The sequence below is a fragment of the Bacillus sp. MMSF_3328 genome (genome assembly GCF_030733525.1).
GTDB classification, from domain to species: Bacteria; Bacillota; Bacilli; order Bacillales; family Cytobacillaceae; genus Bacillus_AB; species Bacillus_AB infantis.
The window spans coordinates 1-16725 of record NZ_JASHIV010000029.1 but is presented as its reverse complement, the minus strand read 5'-3'; the positions used below and the strand labels follow the sequence as shown (position 1 = coordinate 16725).

Here is a 16725-nt window from a genome sequence, read left to right as displayed (position 1 = left end):
GGCTCAGAATCTTTGAAAGCCCAAGCACACTCCCGGGCCTGAGAATATCATGTAACGATGAAAGGAGTGTGACAGATGATTAATTGGAAGCAGTTCTTTGCTGTATTGATCCCGGTCCTTCTGATAGCGGCCATTCCTTTTATTATTTTCCACTGGGGTCCTTCAAAGGGAGATGACAGCGGCGGAAATGAGACCGATCCCGAATCGGTGGTGTGGGGAGTCGATTCCGCCAGCCTGACGACAGAGGAACTATTTTCCTGTGTTAGAGATAACTTTGGGAACCCTCAGATCTGGGGACGATATCTGGGAACTAAAGAAGGAGTTTCACAAGGACTGACAAAAGAGGAAGCGGCCTTTCTGCAATCCAATAATGCCGGAATCCTGCTGATCAATAACCAATTCACAGATGCTACAGGCATGGAAAATGGAACAGAAATAGGGAATCTGGGGATTCAGCTTGCCAGTGAGCTGGGGGTTCCGGAAGGTACAGCCATTTTTGCTGATATAGAACCTGACTATCCGGTTGACTCTGACTTTATTAGAGGCTATTACGGCGCTATGAGTGAATCTCCATATGAGGCAGGGATTTATGGTGTTTTTTCCAGCAACAGCACTCTGTATGCCGCTTATAATAATGCTGCCGCAGACTCAGCCGGATTGAAGGAGAATGTAATTATTTGGACAGCTTATCCTCAAGCTGGGATTTCCACTGAAAGCGAGGCACCTGCCTACAGTCCGGAAGCACCGGAAGGGTCAGCTGTGTTGGGCTGGCAATATGGACTAGATGCCGAAGCCTGCAATATTGATACCAATCTATTTAAGGGGCGTATGATTGAATATATATGGAAGTAGAACCGTCAGTCCGGCTTCATGAAGCCGGACTTTACTTTTAAGTAAACTTATATATTTTTTGGTTGACATTAAATTCTGAAAGGTTTACATTTTAATTGTTAACATACATAAGATTATAGTTTACTGAAAAGGAGAATCATGATGACGAAAGATCAACTTAAACTTAGGTCAATGATTGTGACTGCATTATTTGCAGCGATCATCGGGGTGCTGGCACAGATTACTGTCCCGCTGCCTCTCGTGCCAATTACCGGCCAGACGCTGGCAGTCGGACTGGCAGCTACCATACTTGGCTCCCGTTACGGAACTTTATCGGTTATTCTTTATCTGATTATCGGCGCTGCCGGTGTTCCTGTTTTTGCTGAATTTTCAGGAGGCATTTCAAAGCTGGCCGGTCCAACGGGAGGGTATCTTGTCGGCTTTATTCCTGCCGCTTTTATCACCGGGCTGTATATTGAAAAAACGGGTTTTACCTTCAAGCATGCTTTAGTGGCCAACATAATCGGGATGTTCGTTACCCTCATTTTTGGAACTGCCTGGCTTAAGATTGCAGCAGGGCTTGGATGGGGTGCTGCAATAGCAGGAGGATTTACGCCTTTCCTTGCTGTAGGAGTCATAAAAGCGGCCCTGGCAGCCTGGGCCGGGATCATTGTAAGGCGAAGGCTTGTGAGTGCAAGGCTCATCTTCACGTCAGGACCCGCAGTAAAAGAGTCTGCATAATATAATAAAAATTGAGGGCTGTCCATTATGAGGGCAGCCATTTTATTTTCCCAGTATTTTCTTTACAATAAACGGTGTTCCTAGAAGGACTGGGAATAGATAATAGCTGAGCCTGTACAAAAACAGGATGAGCATGGCAGCTTCACCTGCAACCCCCTCCCTCTGCATCATTAAGAGGAAGATCAGATCAAAAGATCCTGCTCCGCCCGGAATCATGCTGATAATTCCAGTACACAGCGCGATGATGACGATTGGGAACAGCTGAAAAAAGGATATGTTCACCCCGATTGTATGGGATATCCCCCATATGCATAGGACGATGAACAGCCATTCAAAGATTGAAATGGCAACCAGCTCAGATACAAAGCCTTTCCGGTTTCCGGGAATATCCCAAAAAGGCTTCCGGTGCCAGTAAAGTGCCAAAAAAAGCGGGTTATAAAGTGCAATCGCCCATAAGGGCACACTCTCCCAGCCATCCAGCGGCCCTGCAGAATTGGTTAGGACAGCAATTGCAAAAAGAGAAAGACCGGTTAAAAAGAAGAACGAGAGCTTGGCAGCCGTCAATACCAGCGGACTGTCCTTCGGCAGATATTTCTTATAGAAATATGTCCTGAGGGTGGCACCCGCTATGCCTCCCAGACCCACGATATTGGAATACGCGTTAGCTGAAAGTGAATAAAAGAATAATTTTGTTTTCGGTATATGGACAGAAAACATCTGAAGCAGTACAACATCGTAAAAGTACATTGGAGAAAGGGCGGCGATTCCAAGAGCAAATATATAGAGCAAATCAAGGAATGAAAGACTGCGGGCCAATCCGGCAGAAGCATCCCAGTCCAATTTGGAGAGCATGCCTTTAGCCTCATATCCTAAGACAATGAAAAATAATGCTGGCAGGGCAAGTTTTAGTAGAAAGATATATTTATTTTTTATTGCCACCCTTTTCCTCCTCTCTGTTAATCTGCTATAACTTATCCTATTCATTCTTTCGTTTAAAAAGAATCTGCAGCCTGCTGAATCAGTTGGGCCGCCGCCGAGCAACATTGCCTTTAGTGCTGAAATAGCATATAATGACCGTATTGGCCTACTAATGTATGGGGTGAATGAATGTTTGATCTTTTAATGGATTTTACAAATATTCCGGCTGAATATACTTTGTATGCGAGCTTCATGCTTGGCCTTACAGTAAAGTTCTTATGGGCATGGAATATTGAATACTCTTTCATGGAATCTACCTGCAAGCCAGCCGAGCTGGGCGCCGGTTCCGGAAGCCTTAAGCTTTACGAAGCATGCGGCAGGCCCTTCAGCCCGCTTCTCCGCTGGATTGCCAAATATATACGCGCCAAGGAAGGATCGGGCAGCGACTCCGAGGATGCAGACTCCTCCATTTTGCTTAAATTTGCTATCTAAAATTTAAACTAATGGAGGAATTAAATTGAAATTGAAAAAAAATCCTGCTGCATTTCTTGTTCTATCTTTAACAGCTATCCTTCTTTCCGCATGCCAGGCATCACAGCCCGGCCAGCAGAGTGATGGCTTTTTCAACACCTATCTGGTCCAGCCTTTTGCAAGTGCCATCCATATGGTCGCTGAATTATTTAATGGCAATTTCGGTTTATCCATCATCCTTATTACGCTGATCATCCGCCTGGCCCTTATGCCGCTTATGCTTAAGCAGTACAAAAGGCAGCAGGATATGAAAGGCAAAATGGATGTGCTGAAGCCGGAAATGGACAAGATCCAGGCCCAGTTGAAAAAGACGAAAGATCAAAAAGAACAGCAAAAGCTGCAGCAGGAAATGTTTGCCCTTTACCGCAAGCATGGAGTCAACCCGCTCAATATGGGCTGTCTTCCTATCCTGATTCAAATGCCTATTCTGATGGGCTTTTACTATGCCATCAGAAGTTCTCATGAAATTGCTACCCATTCTTTTCTATGGTTCAACCTTGGACAGCCTGATCTGCTCATAACAGCTGCAGCAGGCATAGTCTACTATCTGCAGTTTAAAGTGACTCAGGCCAATATGCCGGTCCAGCAGCAAAACCAGATGAAGTTCATGGGACTGCTCTCGCCGGTCATGATTGTGGTCTTCTCCTTCAGCGCTCCAGCAGCCCTGCCATTATACTGGACTGTAGGAGGAACATTCCTTATCGTGCAGACCCTTATCGGACGCAGGCTTTATCAGACGGCTCCTGCAGCTAAAGAAGCGGAAATATCTAAGTAATATTGAAAGAAGCATGAGGGAAACCTTCATGCTTCTTTTTTGTATAAATGGCATGGAACTCTGAAATAATGAAGAATAGAAAGGATGTGGGATTTTGATCAGCAAAAGACTATTTCTAACGGGATTTGCAGCCCTCTCTGTTCTCCCCGGCTGCGGAATTAATGAAAAAGATACATATGATGATACTGCTATCAGGGATATGGGAAGCAAGCAGACTGAAAATCTCATCAGCAGCCCGAAGGAAGACAGTGAAACAAACACAAAGCTGACAGATCCAACAAGGACATCTTATGAAGGGAAAAATGAAGCGCCCAGGCTGATCCTGGATGAAAATGCTTCTAATAGGATCAGCAGTATGGACATGGTTAATGATGCTGTCGTGATTAAAACGAATAACCGCACGTTTGTTGCGGTAAAGCCAGGTAATGATTACCAGCTTGCCGAAAACTCCAGACAGGAAATCAAACAGGCAATGCAGGGAGAAAACTCTGCAAGAACGGTTTATTTAACAGAGGATGCAGAGTTTTATAAGCACGTAAAATCCTATCAGGATGCAATCATTGCCGGAAAACCGGTTGATCAGCTATACCAGGAGTTTATAATGCTTGCAGAAAAAACATTTCCAAGTCCTAAATAGGATAGATATGCTCCATTTTCTGTATGAGCCTTTCTTTTACTTCCGGCCATTCTTCTTTTAAGATGCTGTAAAATACAGTATTCCTGGCGTATCCATTTGCTATGATCCTGTCTTTCCGAAGAATGCCCTCTTTAACTGCACCGAGCCTTTCAATTGCCTTCTGGGATCTGACATTCCTGCTGTCCGTTTTTAGCTGGACCCTGTTCATATCCCATTGTTCAAAAGCGTGCCTAAGAAGGAGAAACTTGCATTCCGTATTCACAGATGTCCTCCAGACCTCTGGCGTATACCATGTTGAGCCGATTTCAAGCGTTTTATTTTCCGGCAGGATGTCCAGAAACCTGGTGCTGCCCACAAGCCTGCCGGATTCCCTCAGGGCCACCGAAAAAGCCAGGTGTTTCCCTTCCTTCTCCAAATCCGCCGCTTTCCGGATATCTGCCTCCATTTCATCAAGGCTAAAGATTTTTGACGCCGTATATTCCCAGATCTCCTTATAATCAGCAGCCTCCCACAGCAAACTGCTTTGTTCTTCATGCATTGGGCTCAGCCTGACGGTCTTTCCTTCAAGGATGGGCGGTTCTATCCATAATGCCATAAAAGTTCTCCTCCTGTTCTGCTAAGAAAAACTATATTCGACAATGGTTGAGAAAAATCCTTTTTCAAAAATAAAAAGCCCCAGGCATATGCCCGGAGCTCTCTTCTTAAGCTTCCTGAAAGTAATCTTTATAAAAACCGCTCACTTTTCCGGAATTGTCTACGACAAAATAAAACTCTTCTGTCTCATTTTTTACTTCATACTCTTTGCCCTCAGTAAGCGCCCTGTTCACAATATACTTGGCTGCATTCGTATGGACGCATTTTACTGTTTTTAATGTTGGCCGTTCATGCCAGTCTAAATGGATCATCTTTTGCCACTCCTTCAGCTTTTTCACCTTTTAGTATAAAGAATCGGGAGCCTATATAGCAACTGGATTTTCCTCTTCATCCGGTTTTGGCTGGATATTAGTAATGATGTTATCAATATATTCTTCATCGAAAGTGTACATTTCACCTGTCACTATATTCTTGCATGTTACATATGTTTTTTGGCAAATATTATCTAGCCGGATGAATTCTAAGTATTGATAAAGCTTTTTCTTATAGATTACTTCAATCAGCAAGCCATTATCCATAATCATATTCATATGCTGACCCTCTTTCTGAGATGATGGCAAAGGTTATTTACCACCTTGGGAGCCAGTATTAAACCTATGGATAGGCTTTAGCAGAAATTTTTATTCCTTTTGGCCAGCTAAAGGGCTTTGGGAACGGAGCGCAGCGATCTTTCCTTCTAGCTTCTTGAAATATTCCCCGCTTAGCCTCCCCTTTGCACCCCGAAGGATCTCTGCAGCATAATGGTCAGGAGGTGCAAGCTCATCCCGTTTATTATAAACATGAAAGGAAAGGACATTTTTATGCAAAATGCCTTCTGATTTGATATCAACGAAAACGGGCCTATACAGTCCTCCATGAAAACCTTCACGGATGAACAGGTATTCGACTGCATCATATGGCAATCGGTAAAGGATCCCCTCAGTCAATCCGCCATCCTCAATGATATCTCCCCTGCCCCCGTCCGGCCTCTCCAGAAGATATTTCATTGAGTAGCCTTCTAAGGTGCCTGATCCAATAATCTGCTGAAAAAAATGATCCACCTTTGCCAGTCTGAAGCGTTCATCGTCCATACAGGAGCCGTAAGCAAAATATAATACGTCTGCAGGGCGTTCTTCCATAAATCTGTAAAGTTTCCAATCGCCATGAAGGATAGGTTTCGCCAAAAGATCATCTCTGTTGGATATATAAACAAAACCGCTGAGGGAGCCGGCATCCGTATGGATGTCCTGCTCCACCCTGTCATAGAGATTATCCTTCCGGCCAGGAATATAATCCTCCAATTCATCAAGGTCCTTGAATTGATCCAAGTGCACTTCATATAATTCCCCGTATACTTTCTGATTGGCTGAAGCCTTCATGGAAGGATAGCCCAGCCCTGTGTCATACAGTTCCCCGTAAACCCATGCCTGCTCTGCCAGGCACCTGCCGGTTTCCAGCAGATAGTGATTCTCTTCATGCTTTCTCAATGTACCGTACACAAACAGCTTTACGTAAGACAATGTCAAACCTCCATATTGATATAAAATGAAATGTTGATTCCCGTCATTCCTGCCTTACGCCTATTATACAGAATATAGAAAGCAGGGGCTAATGAAGACCCTGCTTTACCTGGCTACAGATTAAGCTGGCTGCAATGGCATGCCGGCCTATTCTTAAATAGTGAAAAGTGGCAGTAAAAAGGATATTTTTCCTTTTTTTCCTTTTCTAAAAACACTATACTTGCCAATTCCTTTCCCCTGTATTGACTGAGCTTCTCAATTACATAAGTATCTTCATACATCATGCTGCGCCTCCCGCTTTTTGATATTCTCATTATAATCTGCAGAGCATTCTGCAGCATTGGCGGGAAGGAGGAACAGTATTCAGACTTTTGATTGAAAAAGGAAGTATCTTATTTATGCCGTAACAGGGCTCCTTGTTCTTTTTCTGCAATCTCTCTTGCTTTTTCCCTTAATTTAAACTTTTGGATTTTCCCGGAGGCTGTCATCGGATATTCTTTGACAAACTCAAAATACCGGGGAATTTTGTGCCTGGATATTTTTCCCCGGCAGAATGACCTGAGTTCCTCTTTCCCGGCGGTTTCCCCTTCCTTCAGGATGATCCATGCCATCAGCTCTTCCCCGAAAACCGGGTCAGGAACCCCGGTGACCTGCACGTCCAGTACCTTGGGATGGGTATATAGGAATTCTTCAATTTCACGGGGATATATATTTTCTCCTCCCCTGATCACCATATCCTTCAGGCGGCCGGTGATGCTGCAATAGCCGTTCTCATCCATAACAGCAAGGTCCCCTGTATGAAGCCACCCTTCACTGTCAATGGCCTCTTTTGTTGCATCAGGGTTGTTGTAGTAGCCTTTCATGACATGATAGCCCCTTGTACATAGTTCCCCTTGGGTCCCCCGGGGAACTTCATGTGAAGTCCCGGGAGTTACAATCTTGACTTCGACATGCGGCAGCGCCTTCCCAACTGACTCTACACGAAGCTCTATGGGGTCGTCTGTCCTTGTCTGTGTGATGACTGGGGATGATTCTGTCTGTCCGTAAGCAATCGTAATTTCAGCCGCTCCCATTTTCTCAATGACAGCTTTCATCACCTCAATCGGGCAGTTGGAGCCGGCCATGATCCCTGTCCTCAGTGAAGAAAGATCATATCCGCCAAAGGATGGGTCGTTAAGCTCGGCAATGAACATCGTCGGTACACCATGAAGGCCGGTGCACTTTTCGTTTTGGACAGTCAGCAGCACCTCTTTCGGGCTGAATTCCCGGACAGGGAGCATAGTAGCTCCGACAGAGACACAGGCGAGGGTGCCAAGCACACATCCAAAGCAGTGGAAAAAAGGGACAGGAATGCATAGACGGTCCTCTTTTCCCAGTTCCATGCAGCCTGCGATATGGTAGGCGTTATTGATGATGTTAGCATGTGTCAGCATTACGCCTTTAGGGAAACCGGTTGTCCCTGAAGTATATTGCATGTTAATGACATCATCTGGGTCCAGTAATTCCATCCGGCGGTCGAGATCTCTGTCTTTTACTTCTTCTGATAATTGAAGGATATCTTCCCAGCAGTAGGCTCCAGGATATCTGTTTTTACTCATGACTATAATATTCTTCAAAAAGGGAAGCTTCTTGCTCTTCAGCTTGCCGGGCTCAGATTTCCTCAGCTCAGGTACAATTTCATAAAGCATGTCTATGTAAGAAGAACCCCGGTAATTCTCCTGAAGGATCAAAGTGGAAGACTCTGACTGCTTAAGCAGATACTCCAGCTCTGAAGCCTGGTAATTCGTGTTCACTGTGACAAGGACAGCACCCATCTTGCCTGTGGCAAATTGGCAGGCAAGCCATTCTGGTGTATTTGCCGCCCAAACAGCAAGGTTTTCTCCTTTTTCAATGCCCAGTTTCATTAAGCCTTTTGCAGCCTTCCGGCAATATTGGTCAAACTCATGGTATGTCATCCGCAGCCCTTCTGTATGATAAACGACAGCTTCATGCCCCGGATGCAGCCGTGATTTCTCTTCCAATAATTTTCCGACTGTTGTATTAAGCAATCCCTGCATATTCCCCACTCCTTCTAATGTGTTGAAAAGGCTTACAAATATGTTATCATATTTTACAGAATATTCAATTATTTAGAGAGGGAAATAACCCTGCATCCCCGGCAGGGCTTATCAATAATTATGGCTTGCTGCAGGAAAACAGCAGGAATAATGGTATCCTTCTTCTTCGTTCATACTCCGATTTATCCATAAATAATCCTTCCTGAGGAACTGCTTCTTTCAAGCTTTCAACAGTCAGTCCTGCCTGCTGGAGGAGTCCAAAATAGTTCTCAACCGTTCTGTGGTATTTTACTACTAAGCTCCCCATCCATGGCTCCTCCCTTTTTCCAGTCAGAAAATAGTCGTCAACGATCCATTCCTTTCTTTTTCCATCACTGCCCGTGCTTTTGAAAGAAGAAGTCAAAAGGGGGTGCTGCAGGCTGATGACTAGCCTGCCCCCAGGCTTCAGGGCTGAGCGGATGTGGGATAAAACCGGGCCAAGGTCTTCTATGTAATGAAGGACCAGCCTGGATAAGACCAAATCATATTTTTCCTGCTCCCACTCATAATCTTCTATCCTGCTATGAATCACTGTTCCATTGGAGTTCCCCATCCGCTTTTGTGCAAGTCTGGCCATATTTTGCGACCCTTCGATTCCAGTATAAGAAGCACATCCCGCTTCCAGCAGGCTGGCAGCATATGAGCCATCACCGCACCCAATTTCGAGTATTTCCTTGCCTGAGGGGCTGCCGGCCAAAGAATAAAAGGCAGGCTCTTCCATTGTATGATTCGGACTCTCTGCCCGATATCTCCTGGAAAGATAGCTGCTGAAAAACCCTTCCTCATCATAAGCTTCCGGTCCCTTAAATGGCATCATTCCACCTCTTTCTTCATAAATTCAAATCTTTTGAATTTTATCACAAAAAACCAAAACAAAAAAGGCGCCTTAGCGCCTGCCTACTCTTTTGCACGATTATGAATGGCCTTAAGGTAAAATGTTCTTTCCCGGGGACCATCGAATTCACAGAAATAGATGCCCTGCCATACACCAAGCAGCAGACTGCCGCCGGTAACGATGACATGCTGTGAAGCTCCCATGCAGGAAGCTTTCAGATGGGCGGCCGTATTCCCTTCCTCATGCCGGTCCTTTAAATGATTCCATGGAAAGGTTTCATCGAGACGGTTGATCATATCAATTTTTACATCTGGATCTGCATTTTCATTAATTGTCAGTCCTGCCGTTGTATGAGGGCAATATATAAGGATTGCTCCTTCAGTGAGTTCCTGATCTGAGGCAAATTCCCTTACAGTATCAGTAATTTCTGCTAATTCATCCCGCATCGAGGTAGTTATCGAGTATTTTTTAAGCACAAGCATCCTCCTTTGTTTTTATTGATAGATACCGCCATAAATATGGATCCGGTTCTCTTTCAGGGACGGGCTGTAAGTGACTTGCCAAATCGTTTCCCCAAACTCTGAGAAGATGATTTCGGTTTCTTCGCTGTATGGTTCACTAAAATCTATCCGGCACCCTCCTGCCTGAACAATTAACGATTCACCCGCAGTCTTTTGCTTAACTGGGGAGGTGCCTCCCAAAAGCTTCGCCCAGGATTCTGCTGTTTCGCTCTTATTCTCAGTCAATATCTTAATGGTCTTAACCGCATGTGACTCCTGGCTGGGCAATAAGATGCCCGTATTTCTTAAATCATTAAACCTTTCTTCATCCTTCTGTTCCCACTCGATGAAAAAAGGATATGGAAGGCGGCCTCCCCCTTCAGCAAAAAGCATTTTCCATTTAATCAATTTACCATCTTTCCTTGTTCTTCTTCCTTTATGGATGACTGTTTTGATGCCATTACTGGCCATTTGCTCCTGCAGCTTGCCGATATGTTCGGTCCTGAAGCAAAGCTGGCCGATTCTTTCTCCTCTTTTTACCCCTTTTATGAGCTGCTGAATCAATGGATTATCAGAAGAAGCAGCAATCTCCGCCTCCTCCACTGCCAGGAATTCTATGTATGAAGAATTGAAGTAAATGACACTGTTATAGGTTCCCCAGAGCGGATGCCGGCCGCCCATATATCCCTTCAGTCCCTCTTGGTTCAATTTATCAATCGCTTCAGCGGGGTGCCTGTCAATAAAGTGCACAATATGATCAAGCTTCAAATTCATTTATTTGGCCTCCTTTTTCTTTTTGCAGCCATTTTACCGTAAAGTCAACAATATCCCTTTGACTCATCATCAGACAGTCTGCCTGCCCCAGCTTCCCTTTCATGACAGAATGCTCTTTTTCAAAAGCCCGTCCTATTTCAGGGAAGCGGTCTGAATCAACCTCTGCCTCTGTATAAGTCTTCCAGATCCTTTTCCCGCCCTCCATCATGGCAGAACTTTGCTTATAGGTTTTCAGGCCGCCTGCTCTGTACTCTCCCAAATGCATGCTTGTGCTGTTGTCGTAACCCACTCCGATCAGGAGTACCATGCTGCCGGAATCATAAAGCTTAGCCAGCGGAGATTCTTCCCCGAATGGTAAATCGGTGGAATGAGTCTGTGTCATTTCCTCTGCCAGGCGGCCGATGGCTGAAAATGAAACGGTAGGATGTCCGCTCCTTCTAGCGTACGGGAAAGTCCTGAACAGCTCAGCGACCCTGCCCATTCCTCTTGTAGGAGTAGTCGTGGGATCATAAGCCGGCATGCCTTTCCTGATACCATCCCACCATTCTTCAGGTACAGCAGGATTCTGCCAATATTTTGGATCACTGTTTCCCAGTGACTGAGACGGCATCACAATTGTGCCTTGTTCGCCGACGGCGCTAAGTAATGCCTGAATGACTGCCTGTTCTGCACCGCATACCCAGCCGATTGAACTGAGGCTTGAATGTACAATTAAAGTCATTCCTTCACGCACACCGAGACTTTCAAGATCTTTCCTGAGCGTCTCTGCTGTTATCAGGCTTGTGCTTCTGCTTACTGCTTTTTCTTCACTCATTATGATTTCACTACTTCCCTGTAATTGTATGTCTCTCACAGTCTATTTTACTTTTTTTTAATAACCAGAGTCTATCTTCCGCCAGCTGTAAATTTCTATTCATACCCTAAATCGACAGAAATAATCGATTTGAGGAATGTTGCGTAAAATAGGTACTTTAGGACCGATTGTAAATTTTTTTACCTTATTGCTTTTCAAAATGAGCACAATCATTTACAATAAATTAATAGTAAGAATATTCAATTCTTTTTCTGGGAGGAATGCAAAATGAAAATTATGAGTAATGAACAACTTGTCGTCTCGTATCGTGATGCATTGAAAACTGGTATGGAAAAAGAATGGATCAACATACTTAAAGGTGAAATTCAGCGAAGAGGACTAAGGCCATTTAAAAATTAATGAAGCATTTTACCCGTTTAGAATAATCTAAACGGGTTTTTTAGTATTAACCCTAATGAATTTTTTTAACTGTGCAAGGACTCATGTTCAGCTGCTGCTTCTTTTTCCGCCGCAGCAACCCTCAATTATCTTTTGATATTCTTCTTCACTGATGATCCCCGCTTTTTTCATTAAAGCTGAATAGCAGTATATTTTCTTCTGAATTCGTCCCACTTTTCTCACTCCTGCTTTTTATATAGCTTATTCAAAAACGACAAAAAGTTTCCTTCAGGAAACTTTTTTAGACGCACAAAAAAGCAGAGCCTGTTAAGGCTCTGCTTCCTATCTATTAAGCTTCAAAAAGCAATGATTCCGGATCTTCGATCAGCTCTTTTACGCGCTTCAGGAAGGTAACGGCTTCTTTTCCGTCAACGATGCGGTGGTCGTATGATAATGCTATATACATCATTGGGCGGTTTTCCATCTTCTCGGCATCAATGGCAACCGGGCGCAGCTGGATGCTGTGCATTCCCAGGATGCCTACCTGAGGGCCATTCAGGATCGGTGTTGACAGCAGTGAACCGAATACTCCGCCATTTGTGATTGTGAATGTTCCTCCCTGGAGGTCATTCAGTGAAAGTTTATTGTTTCTTGCTTTGTCAGCAAGATCCATGATGTCGCCTTCTATTTCAGCAAAGTTCTTCCGGTCCGCGTCCCGTACGACAGGAACGACGAGGCCTTCTTTTGCAGAAACAGCGATGCCGATATCATAGAATTTCTTGAGTACCAGCTCGTCACCCTGTATTTCCGCATTCAACAAAGGATTCTTCTTCAGGGCAGCAACAACTGCTTTTGTGAAGAATGACATAAAGCCCAGCTTAACGTCATTTTCTTCAAAGAACTTGTCTTTGCGGCGCTTGCGCAGGTTCATTACATTGGTCATATCAACTTCATTGAACGTTGTCAGCATGGCAGCATTCTGCTGAACCTCAACAAGGCGATTGGCAATCGTCTGTCTGCGGCGGGACATGCGGACGCGTTCGACAGGCTTGCTGTCCTGTGCCGGCTGTGCAACAGGTCCTGGTGATGCAGCTGCTGGCTTTGATTCTTGCTTTGCTGCCTGTGGATTGTATCCGGAAACATCCTGTGCCCTTACGCGGCCAAGAGGATCGGCTGTCGGCACCTGGCTGAGATCAATGCCTTTTTCCCGGGCCATCTTGCGTGCTGCAGGAGATGCGATCGGACGCTGCTTCTTTTCCTGTTCTTCTTCTGTCTGCGGCTTAGCTTCGTTTGTTACAGGCTCTTTCGGAGCAGCCGGCTGCTCAGATGCCTGAGGCGCTTTCTCAGCTGGTGCTTCTTCAGCAGGAGCACTGCCTTCTGTCGCTTCCGTATCAACTGTCGCAATCGTTTCGCCAACCTGGACAGTGTCACCTTCTTGTGCGCCGAGATCCTTGATGACTCCGCTGTATTCAGAGATGATTTCAACATTGACCTTGTCGGTTTCCAGCTCTACGACATAATCCCCTTTATTGACAAAGTCGCCCGGCTGTTTCAGCCATTGAGCCACCGTACCTTCTGTAATTGATTCCGCCAATTCTGGAACTTTAATTTCTGCCACTTTAAAATCCTCCCTCTTCCGTACGTGTTAAGACTTCATTAATGATGCGCGCTTGTTCTTTTTTGTGGACGTTCGGGTCACCCTCTGCCGGGCTTGAACGGCGGCGTCTTCCGGTATAGGAAACTTTTGCACCGGCTGGAGCCAATTCGGAAAGGCGCGGTTCTACAAAATTCCATGCTCCCATATTCTTCGGCTCTTCCTGAACCCATACGATTTCCTCAACGTTTGGATACTGTTCAAGGATGCTTCTGATTTTCTTCATCGGGAACGGGTAAATTTCTTCGACCCTTAAAATATGAAGCCAGTCAAGGTTAGCTGCATCCTCAATATTCTCATGAAGGTCGATCATGATCTTTCCTGTACCAAATACAATCCTTTTCACCTGATCTTTTGCCTGTCCCAATCCAGGCTGTTCAATGATCGGCTGGAAGGCTCCTTCGCTGAGCTCCAGCCCGTTGGAAGCAACATTCGGGTTGCGCAGCAGGCTCTTTGGCGACATGAGGACAAGAGGCCTTACTTCTTCCCTGTTCAGGATGGCAGCCTGTCTCCTCAGAATATGGAAGTACTGTGCAGATGAAGTCAGGTTGGCAACTGTCCAGTTGTTTTCAGCTGCTAAAGTCAGGAATCTTTCAACCCTGCCGCTCGAGTGCTCTGGCCCCTGGCCTTCATAACCATGAGGCAGAAGCATGACAAGACCGGATTTCTGTCCCCATTTCGCTCTTCCAGCGGATATGAATTGGTCGAACATGACTTGTGCAGCATTGGAGAAGTCACCGTATTGTGCTTCCCACAGCACTAAAGTTTCAGGTGCGAATACATTGTAGCCGTATTCAAAGCCGACAACAGCCATTTCTGACAGCGGGCTGTTATGGACTGCAAATGAAGCTTTAGAAGAAGAAAGCATATGCAATGGTGAATAAGCTTTTCCTGAACTGCTGTCATGAAGGACAACATTTCTCTGGGCAAAGGTTCCGCGTTCTGAATCCTGCCCGGACAGGCGGATTGGCGTACCATCCTTCAGGATGGAGGCGAATGCCAATGTTTCTGCAAGGCCCCAGTCAATTTTTCCGTTGCCTTCGAGCGCTTCAGTCCTGCGCTTCAGGATTTTGTCCAGTTTATTGAAGACCTTGAAATCTTCAGGCCATGTCAGAAGCTCTTCATTGATTTGCTTTAATGTCTTCAGTTCAACAGCTGTGGCTAATTCAGGAATACCTTTTTCAACCGTTTCAGGCGGATTGGTTTCCTCAACTTCCTTTTTCTTATCTGGAACTTTATTATAGGCCTCTTTCAGCTTATCAAGAACCTCAGCATCCATTCCTTCCAGGCTTTCCCTGGAAAGAGTGCCGTTTGCAACCAGCTGTTCACTGTATAGTGATTTAATGGTTGGGCGCTTATGTATAACATTGTACATAAGCGGATTTGTCGTCATCGGCTCATCCATTTCGTTGTGTCCGAAACGTCGGTAGCCGATCAGATCAATCAGAAAATCTTTATTGAATTTCGCCCTGTATTCACAGGCGAGCTGGGCGGCAGCTACCACAGCTTCAGGATCATCAGCATTTACATGCAGGATCGGAATTTCATAGCCCTTGGCAAGATCGCTTGCATACCGGGTAGATCTGGAATCCTGGGATTCTGTTGTAAATCCGATCGTATTATTTGCAATGATATGAATGGTTCCGCCAGTACGGTAACCAGTAAGCTGGCTGAGATTCAATGTTTCTGCCACAGTTCCCTGTCCCGGGAAAGCTGCGTCACCATGAATAAGGATTGCCATAGCCGAGCTTGGATCTTCCTTCGGATAGCCGGAAGCGCTTCTGTCATCCTGGGCTGCCCGTGTGAAGCCTTCAACTACCGCGCCGACGAATTCAAGGTGGCTCGGGTTATTAGCAAGCGTCAGCCTTGCTTTAGTCGTGTTTTCCTTCTTGATCTGCCTGTCCAATCCCAGGTGATATTTTACGTCGCCTGTCCAGCCGTAGTTAATGCCGATAGAACCTTCAGAAGGCACAAGCTCTTTATTCGGCGCATGCTGGAATTCAGCGAAGATCATTTCATACGGCTTACCAAGCACATGGGCAAGCACGTTCAGGCGGCCCCGGTGAGCCATTCCGATATTGATCGTCTTCGCTCCGTCGACAACAGATTCTGCAACCAGCTCGTCCAATAGCGGCACAAGCGTATCAAGCCCTTCGATTGAAAAGCGTTTTTGCCCAACAAATGTGCGATGAAGGAATTTTTCAAACTCCTCAACCTCCATCAGCCTTTTCAGGACTCCCACCTTCTTTTCATTTGAAGGTTCTGCAAGCAGTGTGCCTGTTTCCACCTTGTTCCGAAGCCAATTCTTTTCGTTCACATCGTATACATGATGAAACTCATAAGCTATTGTTTGGGTATATACATTCTTAAGATGCTCTATTGCTTCAAATCCATTGCGTACATGTGAAGGGGCATCTGAACAAATGATCGATGCAGGCACCTGCTCCAGATCATTCCGGGTCAATCCATATTGCTCCAGCGCAAGGATGTCTTTCTCCGGCTTATTGTTTTTTAATGGGTAGATATCAGCCGAGATATGGCCGTACGCCCTGATATTATCCGCAAGGCGGATAGCTGCCAGCGTTTTTTCCAGCTGTCCGGGAGCAGCAGCCTGGACAGGCTTATCATTTTCAAAGGTGTCAATCTGAGTTTGTTCAGGAGATCCCCACTTTTCAAAGTACTCTCTCATTTCAGCGTCTACTGATTGAGGGTCCTCCAGGAATCTTTCATATAATTCAATAACATAGCCAAGGTTTGGTCCATGAAACCCCTGTAAAGGTCCCTCGCCGTTGGATGGCGTTTTCATGAAAATTACCTCCGAGTGTTTTTTTAAGAAAACATTTAGTTTCCGGCATTTTATCCCGTAAATTTTTACCCTAATATATGAAATAGTAACGCAAAATTGTATGAATAATAATTTTATTCAGAGGATAAAACGTTTTCAATGACATTTTACCACGCAAATCCCTATCGTACAAAGGATTTAAACTGAAAATTAGAAGAAAAATGTAATTTTTTTTCATCACCTTAAAATCTATATTAAAAAAATGATTTTTCTATTTTTTTTCGCTCCATTATGAATATAGTA

19 protein-coding genes are annotated in these 16725 nt (G+C 45.0%); 6 read left to right on the top strand and 13 right to left on the bottom strand.

The window, feature by feature from the left end:
* Positions 1-75: 75 nt before the first annotated feature.
* Both RBB45_RS24500 and RBB45_RS24495 read left to right on the top strand, forming a co-directional pair.
* Entirely contained in the window at positions 76-852 is a 777-nt protein-coding gene (locus RBB45_RS24500; protein ID WP_009793796.1) for a glycoside hydrolase domain-containing protein, read from the top strand.
* A 141-nt stretch (positions 853-993) separates the two neighbouring features.
* Positions 994-1572, top strand: a complete 579-nt coding sequence (locus tag RBB45_RS24495) for a biotin transporter BioY (protein WP_306010545.1) — start codon at positions 994-996, stop codon at positions 1570-1572.
* A 42-nt stretch (positions 1573-1614) separates the two neighbouring features.
* Here RBB45_RS24495 and RBB45_RS24490 read toward each other — a convergent pair whose 3' ends face one another.
* The gene (locus RBB45_RS24490; protein ID WP_022543862.1) at positions 1615-2511 is read right to left on the bottom strand and encodes a lysylphosphatidylglycerol synthase domain-containing protein; all 897 of its coding nucleotides are present in this window, start codon (positions 2509-2511) and stop codon (positions 1615-1617) included.
* 168 nt (positions 2512-2679) lie between these two features.
* Here RBB45_RS24490 and RBB45_RS24485 point away from each other — a divergent pair, with 168 nt between their 5' ends.
* From RBB45_RS24485 to RBB45_RS24475, 3 genes are all read left to right on the top strand, one after another.
* Positions 2680-2982, top strand: a complete 303-nt coding sequence (locus RBB45_RS24485; protein WP_148949459.1) for a hypothetical protein — start codon at positions 2680-2682, stop codon at positions 2980-2982.
* Between the two features lie 25 nt (positions 2983-3007).
* A complete protein-coding gene (gene yidC / locus RBB45_RS24480) occupies positions 3008-3796 on the top strand; it encodes a membrane protein insertase YidC (protein ID WP_009793792.1) in 789 nt (262 codons plus the stop codon).
* 94 nt (positions 3797-3890) lie between these two features.
* On the top strand, positions 3891-4433 hold the full coding sequence (locus tag RBB45_RS24475; RefSeq protein ID WP_306010544.1) for a YhcN/YlaJ family sporulation lipoprotein: 543 nt from the start codon (positions 3891-3893) through the stop codon (positions 4431-4433).
* Here the strand turns inward: RBB45_RS24475 and RBB45_RS24470 are convergent.
* The 9 genes from RBB45_RS24470 to RBB45_RS24430 form a co-directional block, all read right to left on the bottom strand.
* The gene (locus RBB45_RS24470) at positions 4426-5028 is read right to left on the bottom strand and encodes a GNAT family N-acetyltransferase (protein ID WP_306010543.1); all 603 of its coding nucleotides are present in this window, start codon (positions 5026-5028) and stop codon (positions 4426-4428) included. The genes RBB45_RS24475 and RBB45_RS24470 overlap by 8 nt on opposite strands.
* A gap of 106 nt (positions 5029-5134) precedes the next feature.
* The gene (locus RBB45_RS24465; RefSeq protein ID WP_009793789.1) at positions 5135-5338 is read right to left on the bottom strand and encodes a DUF6501 family protein; all 204 of its coding nucleotides are present in this window, start codon (positions 5336-5338) and stop codon (positions 5135-5137) included.
* A 51-nt stretch (positions 5339-5389) separates the two neighbouring features.
* A complete protein-coding gene (locus RBB45_RS24460; protein WP_009793788.1) occupies positions 5390-5617 on the bottom strand; it encodes a hypothetical protein in 228 nt (75 codons plus the stop codon).
* A 90-nt stretch (positions 5618-5707) separates the two neighbouring features.
* Positions 5708-6586: a gamma-glutamylcyclotransferase gene (locus RBB45_RS24455; protein WP_094768999.1), complete on the bottom strand. Its 879-nt coding sequence runs from the start codon at positions 6584-6586 to the stop codon at positions 5708-5710.
* A gap of 392 nt (positions 6587-6978) precedes the next feature.
* Positions 6979-8634, bottom strand: coding sequence for an AMP-binding protein (locus tag RBB45_RS24450; RefSeq protein ID WP_035402570.1), 1656 nt, complete (start codon positions 8632-8634; stop codon positions 6979-6981).
* Between the two features lie 127 nt (positions 8635-8761).
* Positions 8762-9496 carry a class I SAM-dependent methyltransferase gene (locus RBB45_RS24445; protein WP_306010554.1) on the bottom strand — a complete coding sequence of 245 codons (735 nt, stop codon included), beginning with the start codon at positions 9494-9496 and terminating at the stop codon, positions 8762-8764.
* 83 nt (positions 9497-9579) lie between these two features.
* Positions 9580-9993: a secondary thiamine-phosphate synthase enzyme YjbQ gene (locus RBB45_RS24440; protein ID WP_165352533.1), complete on the bottom strand. Its 414-nt coding sequence runs from the start codon at positions 9991-9993 to the stop codon at positions 9580-9582.
* An 18-nt stretch (positions 9994-10011) separates the two neighbouring features.
* Positions 10012-10791: a VOC family protein gene (locus RBB45_RS24435; RefSeq protein WP_129612182.1), complete on the bottom strand. Its 780-nt coding sequence runs from the start codon at positions 10789-10791 to the stop codon at positions 10012-10014.
* On the bottom strand, positions 10775-11605 hold the full coding sequence (locus RBB45_RS24430) for an AAC(3) family N-acetyltransferase (protein WP_129612181.1): 831 nt from the start codon (positions 11603-11605) through the stop codon (positions 10775-10777). Before RBB45_RS24430 ends, RBB45_RS24435 begins: the two co-directional genes overlap by 17 nt.
* 267 nt (positions 11606-11872) lie before the next feature.
* Here RBB45_RS24430 and sda point away from each other — a divergent pair, with 267 nt between their 5' ends.
* A complete protein-coding gene (gene sda, locus RBB45_RS24425) occupies positions 11873-12004 on the top strand; it encodes a sporulation histidine kinase inhibitor Sda (RefSeq protein WP_022543868.1) in 132 nt (43 codons plus the stop codon).
* An 87-nt stretch (positions 12005-12091) separates the two neighbouring features.
* Here the strand turns inward: sda and RBB45_RS24420 are convergent, their stop codons facing one another.
* From RBB45_RS24420 to sucA, 3 genes are all read right to left on the bottom strand, one after another.
* Positions 12092-12217, bottom strand: a complete 126-nt coding sequence (locus RBB45_RS24420) for a hypothetical protein (RefSeq protein WP_022543869.1) — start codon at positions 12215-12217, stop codon at positions 12092-12094.
* A gap of 115 nt (positions 12218-12332) precedes the next feature.
* On the bottom strand, positions 12333-13601 hold the full coding sequence (gene odhB / locus RBB45_RS24415; protein ID WP_306010542.1) for a 2-oxoglutarate dehydrogenase complex dihydrolipoyllysine-residue succinyltransferase: 1269 nt from the start codon (positions 13599-13601) through the stop codon (positions 12333-12335).
* A gap of 1 nt (position 13602) precedes the next feature.
* Positions 13603-16443, bottom strand: a complete 2841-nt coding sequence (gene sucA, locus RBB45_RS24410) for a 2-oxoglutarate dehydrogenase E1 component (RefSeq protein ID WP_009793777.1) — start codon at positions 16441-16443, stop codon at positions 13603-13605.
* Positions 16444-16725: the final 282 nt, after the last annotated feature.